Origin of the sequence: Rhodovulum sp. YNF3179 (genome assembly GCF_050586465.1) — a bacterium.
Lineage (GTDB): Bacteria > Pseudomonadota > Alphaproteobacteria > Rhodobacterales > Rhodobacteraceae > CAJXYS01.
This window is the reverse complement of sequence record NZ_JBOCEG010000003.1, coordinates 307,629-321,419: the sequence shown is the minus strand read 5'-3', so window position 1 is coordinate 321,419 and position 13,791 is coordinate 307,629. Positions and strand designations below refer to the sequence as shown.

At 69.2% G+C, this 13,791-nt stretch carries 13 protein-coding genes; 7 read left to right on the top strand and 6 right to left on the bottom strand.

Annotated features, from left to right (window positions below; genetic code table 11):
* Positions 1-2: 2 nt before the first annotated feature.
* Entirely contained in the window at positions 3-578 is a 576-nt protein-coding gene (locus ACQ5SP_RS06930) for a lytic transglycosylase domain-containing protein (RefSeq protein ID WP_430937620.1), read from the bottom strand.
* 208 nt (positions 579-786) lie between these two features.
* On the opposite strand from ACQ5SP_RS06930, the gene ssb reads away from it, so the two are divergent.
* Complete coding sequence (gene ssb / locus ACQ5SP_RS06925; RefSeq protein WP_430937619.1) at positions 787-1,272, top strand: single-stranded DNA-binding protein; 486 nt, start codon at positions 787-789, stop codon at positions 1,270-1,272.
* 66 nt (positions 1,273-1,338) lie between these two features.
* On the opposite strand, the gene ACQ5SP_RS06920 is transcribed toward ssb, so the two are convergent.
* A complete protein-coding gene (locus ACQ5SP_RS06920) occupies positions 1,339-1,608 on the bottom strand; it encodes an usg protein (RefSeq protein ID WP_430937618.1) in 270 nt (89 codons plus the stop codon).
* Between the two features lie 215 nt (positions 1,609-1,823).
* Between ACQ5SP_RS06920 and gyrA the strand changes: the two genes are divergently transcribed.
* From gyrA to gluQRS, 5 genes are all read left to right on the top strand, one after another.
* Positions 1,824-4,565, top strand: coding sequence for a DNA gyrase subunit A (gene gyrA, locus ACQ5SP_RS06915; protein WP_430937617.1), 2,742 nt, complete (start codon positions 1,824-1,826; stop codon positions 4,563-4,565).
* Positions 4,566-4,779: 214 nt separating this feature from the next.
* Positions 4,780-5,295, top strand: a complete 516-nt coding sequence (locus tag ACQ5SP_RS06910; protein ID WP_430937616.1) for a DoxX family protein — start codon at positions 4,780-4,782, stop codon at positions 5,293-5,295.
* Between the two features lie 45 nt (positions 5,296-5,340).
* On the top strand, positions 5,341-6,702 hold the full coding sequence (gene trmFO, locus ACQ5SP_RS06905; RefSeq protein ID WP_430937615.1) for a methylenetetrahydrofolate--tRNA-(uracil(54)-C(5))-methyltransferase (FADH(2)-oxidizing) TrmFO: 1,362 nt from the start codon (positions 5,341-5,343) through the stop codon (positions 6,700-6,702).
* A 37-nt stretch (positions 6,703-6,739) separates the two neighbouring features.
* A complete protein-coding gene (locus ACQ5SP_RS06900; protein ID WP_430937614.1) occupies positions 6,740-7,360 on the top strand; it encodes a class I SAM-dependent DNA methyltransferase in 621 nt (206 codons plus the stop codon).
* A 5-nt stretch (positions 7,361-7,365) separates the two neighbouring features.
* Positions 7,366-8,223, top strand: coding sequence for a tRNA glutamyl-Q(34) synthetase GluQRS (gluQRS, locus tag ACQ5SP_RS06895; RefSeq protein ID WP_430937613.1), 858 nt, complete (start codon positions 7,366-7,368; stop codon positions 8,221-8,223).
* 3 nt (positions 8,224-8,226) lie between these two features.
* Here gluQRS and hisI read toward each other — a convergent pair whose 3' ends face one another.
* A complete protein-coding gene (gene hisI, locus ACQ5SP_RS06890) occupies positions 8,227-8,589 on the bottom strand; it encodes a phosphoribosyl-AMP cyclohydrolase (RefSeq protein WP_430937612.1) in 363 nt (120 codons plus the stop codon).
* Between the two features lie 71 nt (positions 8,590-8,660).
* On the opposite strand from hisI, the gene ACQ5SP_RS06885 reads away from it, so the two are divergent.
* Complete coding sequence (locus ACQ5SP_RS06885) at positions 8,661-9,113, top strand: iron-sulfur cluster assembly scaffold protein (RefSeq protein WP_430937611.1); 453 nt, start codon at positions 8,661-8,663, stop codon at positions 9,111-9,113.
* Between the two features lie 218 nt (positions 9,114-9,331).
* Here the strand turns inward: ACQ5SP_RS06885 and ACQ5SP_RS06880 are convergent, their stop codons facing one another.
* The 3 genes from ACQ5SP_RS06880 to ligA all read right to left on the bottom strand — a co-directional run bounded on the left by ACQ5SP_RS06880 (position 9,332) and on the right by ligA (position 13,779).
* Positions 9,332-9,454 carry a hypothetical protein gene (locus ACQ5SP_RS06880; protein WP_430937610.1) on the bottom strand — a complete coding sequence of 41 codons (123 nt, stop codon included), beginning with the start codon at positions 9,452-9,454 and terminating at the stop codon, positions 9,332-9,334.
* Positions 9,455-9,562: 108 nt separating this feature from the next.
* Positions 9,563-11,653, bottom strand: a complete 2,091-nt coding sequence (gene recG / locus ACQ5SP_RS06875; protein WP_430937609.1) for an ATP-dependent DNA helicase RecG — start codon at positions 11,651-11,653, stop codon at positions 9,563-9,565.
* A gap of 2 nt (positions 11,654-11,655) precedes the next feature.
* The gene (ligA, locus tag ACQ5SP_RS06870) at positions 11,656-13,779 is read right to left on the bottom strand and encodes an NAD-dependent DNA ligase LigA (protein ID WP_430937608.1); all 2,124 of its coding nucleotides are present in this window, start codon (positions 13,777-13,779) and stop codon (positions 11,656-11,658) included.
* Between the last annotated feature and the right edge of the window lie 12 nt (positions 13,780-13,791).

Below are 13,791 nucleotides of genomic sequence, written 5' to 3'. Positions count from 1 at the left end.
GGTCAGAGCCGGCCCAGGATCACCTTCACGTAGTTCCGGGTTTCGGCATAGGGCGGGATCCCGCCATGACGTTCCACCGCCTCGGGGCCGGCGTTGTAAGCCGCCAGCGCCAGCCGCCACGACCGGAACCGCTCGAATTGCTGGCGCAGGTAGCGGGCGCCGCCCTCGAGATTGGCGGCCGGATCGTCGGCATCCACGCCGAGCACGGCCGCGGTCTGCGGCATGAGCTGCGCGAGCCCCCGCGCCCCCTTGTGCGACACCGCCGTCGGGTTCCAGCCCGACTCCTGCTGCACCAGCCGCAGGAACAGATCGGCGGGGATACCATGCCGCGCCGCCGCGGCGCGGGCCATCTGGTAGAAGGGTCCGCGATAGGCGCCGCGATAGGCCGGGATGCCGCCGGACTCGGGCCTGGGCAGCAGCCGGCTGGAGCCCTCGTACTGCCGGGCGAGCCGCCCGTCGAGCAGGCGCGTCTGGGACTGGAAGAGATCCGTCCGGTTCTTGCTGGAGCCGGTCAGTCCCTCTGCCGACGCAGCGGCGGGCAGGGTCGCGGCGAGAATGACGGCAACGAGTGTTCGCATCTGTCCTGTTCCCGGTTTTCGCCGCGCAGATTAGTGCGGAAAGGTTAAGAACTCTAGCCCTCCGAAAGAACGGGCGCGGCCGCCCGGCCGGCCCGCCGGCCGCCCCGCGCCCGCCCCGGCGCCGGGCACGCGGCGATTTTTGCCTTTTCTTAACCCTGCCGGGGTGGTGTAACGAACAAGGTTAACAGCGGATTCGGCGGAGGAACGCATGGCAGGCTCGGTCAACAAGGTCATTCTCATCGGCAATCTCGGCCGCGATCCCGAGGTGCGGACCTTCCAGAACGGCGGCAAGGTCTGCAACCTGCGCATCGCCACGTCGGAGCGCTGGCGCGACCGCAACACCGGCGAGAACCGCGAAAAGACCGAGTGGCACTCGGTCGCGATCTTCTCGGAACCGCTGGTGCGCATCGCCGAGCAATACCTGCGCAAGGGCTCGAAGGTCTATCTCGAGGGCCAGCTCGAGACCCGGAAATGGCAGGACCAGTCCGGCCAGGACCGCTACTCGACCGAGGTGGTGCTGCGCCCCTACAAGGGTGAGCTGACCATGCTGGACGGCCGCGGCGAAGGCGGCGGCGGCGGCGGCGGCAATTTCGGCGGCGGCTACGACCAGGGCGGCGCACCGTCCGGCGGCGGCGACGGCGGCGGCTATGGCTCGGGCCCCGCGGGCGATCTCGACGACGAGATCCCGTTCTGAGGCCGGGGCGCGCCCGCGCAGGGCACGCGCCGCCCCTTTCGGGGCCTGCCCCCGGCGCAGCGCCGTTCAGTGCAGCGTGAACTCGCCCGTGACGTTCTGCCAGGCGCCCGGCGCGACCAGCTTGCGATGGGTGAAACGGACCGAGTGCAGCGGCCCCTCGATCCTGTTCTGCCAGAACTCGATGAAACGGAACAGGCGCGGATAATCGGGCGCAAGGTCGTAATCCTGCCAGGTGAAGCTGTTCAGGACGCGGGTGTAATCGGGCATGCCATAGAAGAATTCGGCCGTCGTCAGGCCGTAGCCCTCGAGCATCAGCTCGGTCTCGGATCTGCCCATGCGGGTACCTCCTTTTCTTGTTATTCGGAAAGCTTGCCAAGCCCCCTGCCCGCGGTCAAGCGTCTGATCCTTCAAAATCGTTCAATATCAGTATGTTGGCACTCACACGGCATGGCTGCCAACAGGGGCGCAAGGCATTGATTGCATCCCCCATTTCGGTTCGGGTATAGTGCCGACAACAAGATATTGATCCCCGGCAAACAGGCGCACCTCACGTGAGCGATACCCCCGAACCTCCTGAAAACACGGACGAAACCCTGCCGGAGCGGCCGGAATACGGTGGGCCCAGCATCTCCATCGAAGAGGAGATGAAATCGGCCTATCTCGATTACGCGATGAGCGTGATCGTCAGCCGCGCGATCCCGGACCTGCGCGACGGCCTGAAGCCGGTCCACCGGCGCATCCTCTACGCGATGCACGAGACCGGCAACACCCATGACAAGCCCTACCGCAAGTCCGCCCGGCCCGTGGGCGACGTGATGGGCAAGTATCACCCGCACGGGGACTCGGCGATCTACGACGCGCTGGTGCGCATGGCGCAGGATTTCTCGATGTCGCTGCCGCTGCTGGACGGCCAGGGCAATTTCGGCTCGATGGACGGCGATAACCCGGCGGCCATGCGCTATACCGAGGTTCGCATGGACAAGGCCGCGCAGTCGCTGCTGGCCGACATCGAGAAGGAGACCGTCGACTGGCAGGACAATTACGACGGCAAGGACCTGGAGCCCACCGTCCTGCCCGCGCGGTTCCCGAACATGCTGGTCAACGGCGCCGGCGGCATCGCCGTCGGCATGGCCACCAACATCCCGCCCCATAACCTGGGCGAGGTGGTGGACGCCACGCTGGCGCTGATAGAGAGCCCCGATCTCTCCTCGGAACAGCTGATCGACTTTATCCCGGCCCCCGATTTCCCGACCGGCGGCCTGATCCTCGGCCGGTCCGGGGCACGCAAGGCCTATCTCGAGGGCCGCGGCAGCGTCATCATCCGCGCCAAGAGCCGGATCGAGGAGATCCGCAAGGATCGCTACGCCATCGTGCTCGACGAGATCCCCTACCAGGTGAACAAGGCGGCGATGATCGAGCGCATCGCCGAGATGGTCCGCGACAAGAAGATCGAGGGCATCGCCCATGTCCAGGACGAGTCCGACCGCGTCGGCATCCGGGTCGTGATCGAGCTCAAGCGCGACGCCACGCCCGAGGTGGTTCTGAACCAGCTCTACCGCTTCACCCCGATGCAGACGAGTTTCGGCTGCAACATGCTGGCGCTGAACGGCGGCAAGCCCGAACAGCTGGACCTGCGCAAGTTCCTCACCGCCTTCGTGTCGTTCCGCGAAGAGGTCGTCGCGCGGCGCACCGCCTTCGAATTGCGCAAGGCTCGCGAACGCAGCCACGTGCTCTGCGGGCTGGCGGTGGCGGTCACCAATGTGGACGAGGTGGTCGCGACCATCCGCGCCTCGGCCGACGCCGCGGAAGCCCGCGAGAAGCTGATGACCCGGCGCTGGCCCGCGGCCGACATCGCCGACTACATCCGCCTGATCGACGATCCGACCCACACCATGAACGAGGACGGCACCTACAACCTGTCCGAGGCGCAGGCGCGCGCGATCCTGGAGCTTCGGCTTCAGCGCCTGACCCAGCTCGGCGTCAAGGAGGTGACCGACGAGCTCGAGGCGCTGGCCGCGAAGATCAAGGATTACCTCGACATCCTCCGCTCGCGCGAGCGGATCATGGCGATCATCTCCGACGAGCTGCGCGAGGTGAAGGAACAGTTCGCCGTCCCGCGCCGGACCGAGATCGTCGAGCATGTCGCGGACATGGACGACGAGGACCTGATCGAGCGCGAGGACATGGTCGTCACCGTCACCCAGTCCGGCTACATCAAGCGCACGCCGCTGATGGACTACCGCGCCCAGAAACGCGGCGGCAAGGGGCTCTCGGGGATGGCCACCAAGGAAGACGACGTCGTCACGACGCTCTTCGTGGCCAATACCCACACGCCGCTGTTGTTCTTCACCACCGACGGGATGGTCTACAAGCTCAAGACCTGGCGCCTGCCGCCAGGCGGGCGCAACGCCCGCGGCAAGGCGATCGTGAACATCCTGCCCATCTCGCAGGAGGTCTCGATCGCGGCGATCATGCCGGTCGAAGCCGCCGAAGAGGACTGGGACGACCTGCAGATCGTCTTCGCCACCTCGGAAGGCACGGTCCGGCGCAACGCGCTTTCGGATTTCACCAACGTGAAATCCAACGGCAAGATCGCGATGAAGCTGCCCGAGGGGGTCAGCCTCGTGAACGCGCGCATCTGCACCCAGACCGATGACATGCTGCTGACGACGGAACTCGGCAAGGCGATCCGCTTCCCCGTGACCGATGTGCGGGTCTTCAAGGGCCGCGACTCGACCGGGGTGCGCGGCATCCGCCTGGCCACGGGCGACAGCGTTGTGTCGATGGCGGTGATCCGTCACGTCGAGGTCAGCCCCGAGGAACGGGCCGCCTATTTCAAGATGCGGCGCGCGGTCACCGGCGACGAGGCCGGCAGCGAGGAAGAGAGCGCCGCAGACGTCGCGCTCTCGCCCGAGCGATACGCCGAGCTTTCGGCGCTGGAACAATGGATTCTCACCATCACCTCCAGCGGCTACGGCAAGCGCTCCTCGGCCTACGAGTACCGCATCACCGGGCGCGGCGGCCAGGGCGTGACCGCGGCCAATCTGGGCCGGCGCGGCGATCGCATCGTCGCCGCCTTCACGGTCGAGGACGAGGACCAGATCATGCTGGCGACCTCCAACGGCCAGTCGATCCGGTGCCCGGTCGAGGACATCTCGCGCCAGGGGCGCGGCTCGTCGGGCGTGCGGGTCTTCAACACCGCCAAGGGCGAGGAGGTCGTCTCGGTCGCGTGGATCGCCGAACGCGGCGAGGACGACGACGAGGATACCGCGGAGCCCCCGGAAGAGGGCTGAGCGCCGGCCACGAGCCTGCCGAAAGGCCCCCGCCGCCGTTGCGGCCGGGGGCCTTTTTCCTGGCCGCGGCGCAGGACCACAACCCAAGCGATAATAGTGCACCCCTTCAAACTACCATGGGAATTTCAAATTCTGGCCAGAATTCACGGCTGGAATAAAACCCTGGGCGGCAGGGACTCCCGCTGCCACCACCTTGACGGGAAAGGGGACACCCATGAGTCGGACATTCGCAAAGGCCCTGTCGGCCGAGATCCTGTTTTCGGCCCTCGGCCGAATCGTGATCGGGTCCTACTTCGTGGCCAAGTCCTGCGGCCTGATCGTCGATCCGAACGGCGTGGCCGAGGCCTTCAGCGCGGGCATGGTGCCCGGGTTCTTCGTCATCGCCAGCGTGATCTTCGAATTCACCGCCGCCTTCATGGTGATGGTCGGCTTCCAGACGCGGATCGCGGCCTCCGTCCTTGCGCTGCACGTCTTCTGGACGGCCTTCATCTTCACCTACGTCCCCGGCGACGCGGCGGCCATCAGCCATTTCTGGCGCGATCTGGCCATGGTGGGCGGGCTGCTGATGGTGGCGACCTGCGAGCGGACGCTGCTGATGATCGACGGCCTGCTGTCCGAACGCGAGGCCGCGGCCCCCATGCCGCGCAAACCGGAGCGGGGCGACGCGTTCAGCCGGTTGCGCCGGGCGCGCAAGCGCGACGCCGCCGCCGAGACCCGTGCCAGCGCCTGACGTCGCACCCTTTTCTTTTGCCCGCGGCTGGCCTAAATCGCGGGCATGGTCAAACCCGTTCACATCATCGGCGGCGGCATGGCAGGCGCGGAAGCCGCCTGGCAGGCCGTGCATATGGGCGTTCCCGTGATCATTCACGAGATGCGCCCCGAGCAGGGCACCTTCGCCCACAAGACCGGCGACCTGGCGGAAATGGTGTGTTCCAACTCCTTCCGCTCGGACGACGACGAGTCGAACGCGGTCGGGCTCCTGCACTGGGAGATGCGGCAAGCGGGCGGGCTGATCATGGAAATGGCCGACCGCCACGCATTGCCCGCGGGCGGCGCGCTGGCCGTGGATCGGGACAGGTTCTCCGCCGGCGTGACCGAACGGCTTCGCGCGCACCCGCTGGTCACCGTCGAGACCGGCGAGATCACGGCGTTGCCGCCGGCGGACTGGGGCCCCACCATCATCGCCACCGGCCCGCTGACCTCCTCGGCGCTCGGCCAGGCGATCCGCGCCGAGACCGGCGAGGACGCGCTGGCCTTCTTCGACGCCATCGCGCCGATCGTCTATGCCGAGAGCATCGATCTCGAGAAGGCGTGGTTCCAGTCGCGCTACGACAAGGGCGACACCGAGGAAGAGCGCACCGCCTATCTCAACTGCCCGATGGACCGCGACACCTACGAGGCCTTCATCGACGCGCTGATCGCCGCGCCCAAGACCACGTTCCACGAGGGCGAGACGGCCGGCTATTTCGACGGCTGCCTGCCGATCGAGGTCATGGCCGAGCGCGGCCGCGAGACCCTGCGCCACGGCCCGATGAAGCCGGTCGGGCTGACGAACCCGCACCAGCCCGAGGTCAAGCCCTGGGCGGTGGTGCAGCTGCGCCGCGACAACAAACTGGGCACGCTCTTCAACATCGTCGGCTTCCAGACGAAGATGAAATACGGCGCGCAAGCGGATGTTTTTCGGATGATTCCCGGCCTGGAAGAGGCGCGTTTCGCACGGCTGGGCGGCATCCACCGCAACACCTTCATCAACGCGCCGCGCTTGCTGGATGCACAGATGCGCCTGAAATCGCAGCCGCATATCCGCTTCGCCGGCCAGATCACCGGCGTCGAGGGCTACGTGGAATCGGCGGCGATGGGGCTTCTCGCCGGCCGCCTCGCCGCGGCCGAGATCCTGGGAGAGACCGTCGCCACCCCGCCGCCCGAGACCGCCATCGGCGCGCTGCTCAACCACATCACCGGCGGCGCCGAGGCCAGGACCTTCCAGCCCATGAACGTCAATTTCGGCCTCTTCCCGCCGGTGGACGCCAAGGGCGGCCGGCGCAACCGCCGGGACCGCTACCGCGCCTACACGGATCGGGCCAAGGCCGCCTGGAGCGGCTGGCTCGGCCAGCCGGCCGCACTGGACCTTGCCTGACGGCTGTTGTTACCCTGTGCGCAGCAAAGGGGACAAGATGCCGGAACAGAAAGACTACCTGAAAGACGTGTATAGCGTCGAATCGCCCGAGGCGATGGAAGAACTTTATGACGCGTGGGCAGACAGTTACGACGCGGAGCTGGAGTCGCAGGGTTACGCGACACCGGCCCGCTGCGCGGCCGCGCTGGCCGAGTTCAGCGAAAACCGGGACGCGCCGCTGCTCGATTTCGGCTGCGGCACAGGGGCCTCCGGCGCGGCCTTCGCCGCCGCCGGTTTCACCGCGATCGACGGGATCGACATGTCCGGCGGCATGCTCGAGAAGGCCCGCGCCCGCGGCGTCTACCGCGACCTGCGCGAAACCGCGCCCGGCGACCCGCTGCCCGTCCCCGCGGAGTTCTACGACCACGCCGCCGCCGTCGGCGTGATCGGGGCCGGGGCGGCCCCGGCCACCGTGATCGACACCTTGATGGAGGTCCTGAAGCCCGGCGGGCTTTTCGTTTTCTCCTTCAACGATCACACGCTCGAGGATCCGGGATTCGAGGGCCGGATCGCCGAATACGTCGATACCGGCGCCGCCGAGGTGCTCTTTCGCGAGCATGGGGCGCATATCCCCGGGATCGACCTGGGCGCCGTGGTCTACGTTCTGCGCAAACGCTGAGCCGAATGCGCACGCGCTTTGCCCCCTCGCCCACGGGGCTGCTGCATCTCGGACATGCCTTCTCGGCGCTGACGGCCTGGGACCGCGCCCAGGCCGCGGGTGGCACGTTCCTGCTGCGGATCGAGGATATCGATCGCCCGCGCTGCCGGGCCGCGTTCGAGACGGCGATCTACGAAGACCTCGGCTGGCTCGGGCTCGCATGGCCGGATCCCGTGATGCGCCAGTCCGAACGGATGCCGGCCTATCGCGCGGCGCTCGACCGGCTGGCGGCGGCGGGGCTTCTCTATCCCTGCCGCTGCACCCGGCGCGACATCCGCGCGGCGCTGGCCGCGCCGCAGGAAACGGCCGGACCCGCCCCCGCCGAGGCCGTCTATCCCGGCACCTGCCGGGGACGATCCCTGGCCGAGGCCGGGCCGGACGACGCGTTGCGCCTCGACATGCACGCCGCGATCGGCCGGCTTGGCGGGCGCGACGGGCTGGCGGGGCTGACATGGATCGAGACCGGCGCGGCACGGCAGGGCGCCCATGCGCTCGACGCGGACATCCTGACCGCGCAGATCGGGGACATCGTGCTGGCGCGCAGGGATATCGGCACCTCCTACCACCTGGCCGTGGTGGTCGACGACGCCGAACAGGGCATCACCGAGGTGGTGCGCGGGATGGACCTCGTCGATGCGACGCCGATCCACCGGCTGCTGCAGGCGCTGCTGGCCCTGCCCGTGCCTGCCTGGCACCATCACCGGCTGATCCGGGACGAGGCCGGGCGGCGGCTGGCCAAGCGCGACGACGCCCGCGCGATCCGCGCCTACCGCGCGGCCGGCGAGACGCCGGGCGCGCTCCGCCGGCGCGTCGGCCTCGGTTGAGGCTCAGCCGGCCATGGGCGGCATCAGCTCCACTTCCGTGCCCGCGCGCACGGCGGTGTAGAAACAGCTGCGGCGATTGGTATGGCAGGCCGGACCCGCCTGCTCGACCAGCACCAGCAGGCAGTCCCGGTCGCAGTCGAGGCGGAAATCCACGAGCGTCTGGACATGGCCGCTCGTCTCGCCCTTGACCCAGTAAGCCTGGCGCGACCGCGACCAGTAGGTGACGCGCCCGGTCTCGAGCGTGCGCGCCACCGCGCCCGCGGTCATCCAGGCCATCATCAGCACCTCGCCCGTCGTCGCATCCTGGGCGATGGCCGGGATCAGCCCGGCGGCGTCGTAGTTCAGCGAGGCGGGATCGAATGCCATATCCTGTCCTTTTCTTCGGCCACGTCCCGGCTTATCTATTGCAACCAGGGACGAGACGAAAGCCGGAGCCCATGAGCGCCGAAACCGATCTGATCAAGCTCTACTCGCAGCGCATCCTCGCGCTGGCCGCGGACATCCCCCTGACCGACCGGCTGGAGGCCCCGGCCGCCACCGTCAAGAAGCGCTCGCCGCTCTGCGGATCCACCGTGACGGTCGATCTCGACGTGGCCGACGGGCGCGTGGCCCGCTTCGGCCAGGACGTCAAGGCCTGCGCGCTTGGCCAGGCCGCCGCGGCGGTCGTCGGCGCCCATGTCATCGGCCGGACCCGCGACGAAATCGCGGCCGCGCGCGACGGGCTCAGGGCCATGCTGAAAGACGGCGCCCCGCCCCCGGGGCCACCTTTCCAGGATCTCGCCGTCCTGGAACCCGCGCGCGACTACAAGAACCGGCATGCCTCGATCATGCTGGCGCTCGAGGCGACGCTCGAGGCCTTCGACAAGGCCCAGGAAGCGGCCTGCGCCTGAGCGCCCGGGCCGGCCAAGGCGCAGGATCCATGCCTCCGGCGGGGATATTTCCACCACTTGGAGGGGGGCGTCGCGCGGCCCGTCCAAGTGGTCCAAATATCCAAAAAAACCGCCGCGGGCCAAGGCGCGCGGCGGTCAGGTAAGGGTCCGTCCGATGAGGAAAGGGCGCCGGCACGGGTTGGGGGAAGCGCGGGCGCCCGACAGACCGCAGGCAGGTCTCAGACGAGTCCGGGCAGGTACAGCCCCAGCATCACCAGCACGGCAAGGGCCGCACAGCCGGCGGCATCTTCCATGACGGCGCCGGGGGACCGCGTGAGGATCTTGCGAATATCTCCGATCATGACGACATCTCCGTTCCGTTGGACTCGTGTTGCTCGTTTGTTCTCAAAAATCGCGCGTCCTGTAAAGAACTTTTTAGGAACATTCGTGAACGGAACGTGATTTTCGGCCTATCCCACGGAAATCAGGCGGATCGCGCGATCGCGCTCCATCAGCCAGAGCAGCAGCCGCGCGGCGCGTCCGCGGTCGCCCTCGAGCGCGGGATCCGCGGCCAGCAGCGCGCGGGCGTCGGACTGCGCCAGCGCCATGAGCCCGGACTGGCGCTCGAGATCGGCGACGCGGAAACGCGGCAGCCCGGATTGCGCTACGCCCAGCACGTCGCCCGCCCCGCGCAGCCGCAGGTCTTCCTCGGCGATGCGGAAGCCGTCCTCGGTCTCGCGCATGATCGCGAGGCGTTTCTCGCCACCCTCGGTCAGGGGCGGCGTGTACATCAGCAGGCAGGTCGATTCGGCCGCGCCCCGCCCCACCCGGCCGCGCAGCTGGTGGAGCTGGGCCAGCCCAAAATGCTCCGCCCCCTCGATCACCATGATCGAGGCGTTGGGCACGTCGACGCCCACCTCGATCACCGTGGTCGCGACCAGGACCCGCGTCTCGCCGCGCTGGAAGGCGGCCATGGCGGCGTCCTTCTCGGCCGGCGGCATCTGGCCGTGCACCAGCCCGACCGCACCCTCGCCGAGCGCCGCGCGCAGCGCCTGGAAGCGGGCCTCCGCGGCGGCGAGGTCGACGCTCTCGCTCTCGTCGACAAGGGGACAGACCCAGTAGGCCTGGCGCCCGGCCCCCGTCGCCCCGGCGAGATGGGCGACCACCTCGTCCAGGCGGCCCGCGGAGACCAGCGCCGTTTTCACGGGTTTGCGCCCCGGCGGCTTCTCGTCCAGGACCGAGACATCCATGTCGCCGTATTGCGCCAGCGCGAGGCTGCGCGGGATCGGCGTGGCCGTCATCACTAGGATGTCCACCGCCTGCCCCTTGGCGCCCAGTTCCATCCGCTGCGAGACGCCGAAGCGGTGCTGCTCGTCGATGACGGCGAGGCGCAGGTCCCGGAACGCCACGTCCTTCTGGAACACGGCGTGGGTGCCGATCAGCACCTGTATGCGCCCCTCGGCCAGCGCGGCCAGCTTCGCGGCGCGCTCGCGCCCCTTGTCGCGGCCGGTGAGGATCTCCACCACGATGCCGGCGGCCTCGGCCAGCGGGCGGATGCTGCCGAGGTGCTGGCGCGCGAGGATCTCGGTCGGCGCCATCATCACCCCCTGCCCGCCGGCCTCCACCGCCGTGGCGAGCGCCATCAACGCAACCAGCGTCTTGCCGGCCCCGACATCGCCCTGCAGCAGCCGGTTCATGCGCAGCGGCGCGGCCATGTCGGCGGCGATCTCCTGCATGGCGCGCTGCTGGGCGCCGGTCGGCGTGTAGGGCAGCGCGGCGCGGATCAGGGCCTGAAGCGCGCCCGTGCCCTCGGTCACCTGTCCCTTGGCACGCCGCAGCCGGGCGCGCGCAACGGCCAGCGTCAGCTGATGCGAGAACAGCTCGTCATAGGCGAGCCGCATCCGCGCCGGCGCGGCCGGCTCGAGATCGGCCTGGCGCACGGGGCCGTGCGCCGCGGTCACCGCCTCGGACCAGCCCGGCCAGCCCTCGCGCGCCTTCAGCGCGGGATCGATCCATTCGCCCATCTCGGGCAGCAGCGCCAGCGCGGCGCGGGTGGCCTTCCACATCGTGCGCTGGGTGATCCCGGCCGTCAGCGGGTAGACCGGCTCGAAGGGCGGGATATCGTCCGCCTCCTCGGGTGGCAGGATATGGTCGGGGTGGATCATCTCGGCGATGCCGTCGAAAAGCTCGACCTTGCCCGAGACGACCCGGCGCGCGCCCTCGGGCAGCTGGCGGCGCAGCCAGTCGCCGCGGGCGTGGAAAAAGACCAGCCGGAAGCTCGTCTCGGCATCGGTGACGGTCACGCGCCAGGGGCCGCCCTTGCGCCGCGGCGGCTGGTGGGCGCCGACCTCGACCTCGACGGTGACGGTGGCCGGTGGCGTGACCGCACGGATCGACCCGCGGCGCGCGCGATCGACGCCGGAATGGGGCAGCGTGAACAGCAGGTCGCGGGGCGTGTCGACATCGAGCCCCGCCATCAGCTTGGCCAGCTTCGGCCCGATCCCCTCCAGCGTCTCCAGCGACCCGAAGAGCGGAAAGAGGATCTCGGGCCGGCCGGCCATGCTCAGGCGTCCCCGATCAGGCGGAGCCAGCCATCCTCGTCGATGGTCTCGACGCCCAGCTCGGCGGCCTTCGTCGCCTTCGATCCCGCCCCCGGCCCCGCCACGACGAGATCGGTGCGCGCCGAGACCGAGCCGGACACCTTGGCGCCGAGCGACTCGGCGCGGGCCTTGGCCTCGGCGCGGGTCATCTTCTCGAGCGTGCCGGTGAAGACGATGGTCTGGCCCGCAACCGGGCTGTCCTCGGTCTTGGGCATCTCTACCGGCTGGATGTCGAGATGCGCGGCCAGCCGATCGATCGAGGCGCGCTCGGCCTCTTGCTGAAAGGTGGTGACAAGCGCCCGCGCCATGACCGGGCCGACCCCGTCGATATTGTTGAGATAGTCCCAGTCGGTCCCCGTGAAATCCGCTGCGCGATCCATCGCGGTGAGAAAGCTGTCCCAGTCGCCGTAGCGCCGGGCGAGCAGCGCCGAGGCGCTCTCGCCGACATGGCGGATGCCCAGCGCGAAGATCAGCCGGTCGAGCGGGATGCGCCGCCGCTCGGCGATGGCGTCGAAGAGGTTGCGCGCGCTTTTCTCGCCCCAGCCCTCGCGGTTCTTGAGCTGGCGCGGGCCGGTGGCGAAACGATCCTCCAGGGTGAAGATATCGGCCGGTTCACGGATCCAGCCGTCCTTGTAGAAGGCCTCGACTTGCTTGGCGCCGAGACCCTCGATGTCGAAAGCCGCCCGCGAGACGAAATGCTTGAGCTTTTCCACCGCCTGGGCGGGGCAGATCAGCCCGCCGGTGCAGCGGCGCACCGCGTCGCCCTCCTCGCGGATGGCATCGGAGCCGCATTCCGGGCAGGTCTCGGGAAAGCGATAGGGCGAGGCCTCCGCGGGCCGCCGCGCGAGGTCCACGTCGGCGACCTTGGGGATCACGTCGCCGGCGCGGTAGACCTGCACCCAGTCGCCCACCCGGATATCCTTGCCGTCGCGGATCTCGTTGCCCTGCGCGTCGCGCCCGGCGATGTAATCCTCGTTGTGCAGCGTCGCGTTGGACACGACGACGCCGCCCACCGTCACCGGCGTCAGCCGCGCCACCGGAGAGAGCGCGCCGGTGCGGCCCACCTGGATGTCGATCGCCTCGAGCCGGGTCCAGGCGGTCTCGGCGGGGAACTTGTGCGCCATCGCCCAGCGCGGCGTGGTGGACCGGAAGCCGAGCCGGCGCTGCAGGTCGAGATCGTTGACCTTGTAGACCACCCCGTCGATGTCATAGCCGAGCGTGGCGCGCCGCGATTCGATCTCGCGGTAATGGGCGAGCATCTCGTCCGGTCCGTCGCAGAGCGCGGTGAGCGGGTTGGTCGGGCAGCCCAGCGCGGCGAGCCGCGCGATCGCCTCCATCTGCGTGCCGGCCAGCGGCGCCGAGAGCTCCCCCCAGCCATAGGCGAAGAAACGCAGCGGCCGGCGCGCGGTCACCCGGCTGTCGAGCTGGCGGAGCGATCCTGCGGCGGCGTTGCGGGGATTGGCGAAGGTCTTGTCGCCGCGCGCGGCCTGGCGGTCGTTCAGCGCCGCGAAATCCTCGTGGCTCATATAGACCTCGCCGCGCAGCTCCAGCACGGCGGGCGCGTCCCCCTGCAGGCGTGCGGGGATGTCCCCGATGGTGCGGGCGTTGGCGGTGACGTTCTCGCCCGTCTCGCCGTCGCCGCGGGTGGCGGCCTGCACGAGCACCCCGTCCTCGTAGCGCAGGCTCAGCGACAGGCCGTCGATCTTGGGCTCGGCGGTGTAGGTCAGCCGCGCGTCGGCGGCCAGGCCCAGGTAACGCCGGACGCGCGCGTCGAACTCCGCCACCTCCCCGGTCTCGAACGCGTTGGACAGCGACAGCATCCGCACCGCGTGGGTGACCTTGGCAAAGTCGTCGGCGACGGGGCCGCCGACCTGCTCGGACGGGCTGTCGGACCGTTTGAGATGCGGGAAACGTGCCTCGATCGCGGCGTTGCGGGCTTTCAGCCGGTCATATTCCGCGTCGCTGATCTCGGGGGCGTCCCGGGTGTGGTAGGCCCGGTTCGCCGCCGCCAGGACGTCGGCCAGCCGCGCGAGTTCCGCGCGGGCCGCGTCCTCGGTCAGCTTGTCGACGGCGGTGTCGGATGTCATGCGGGAACCTCC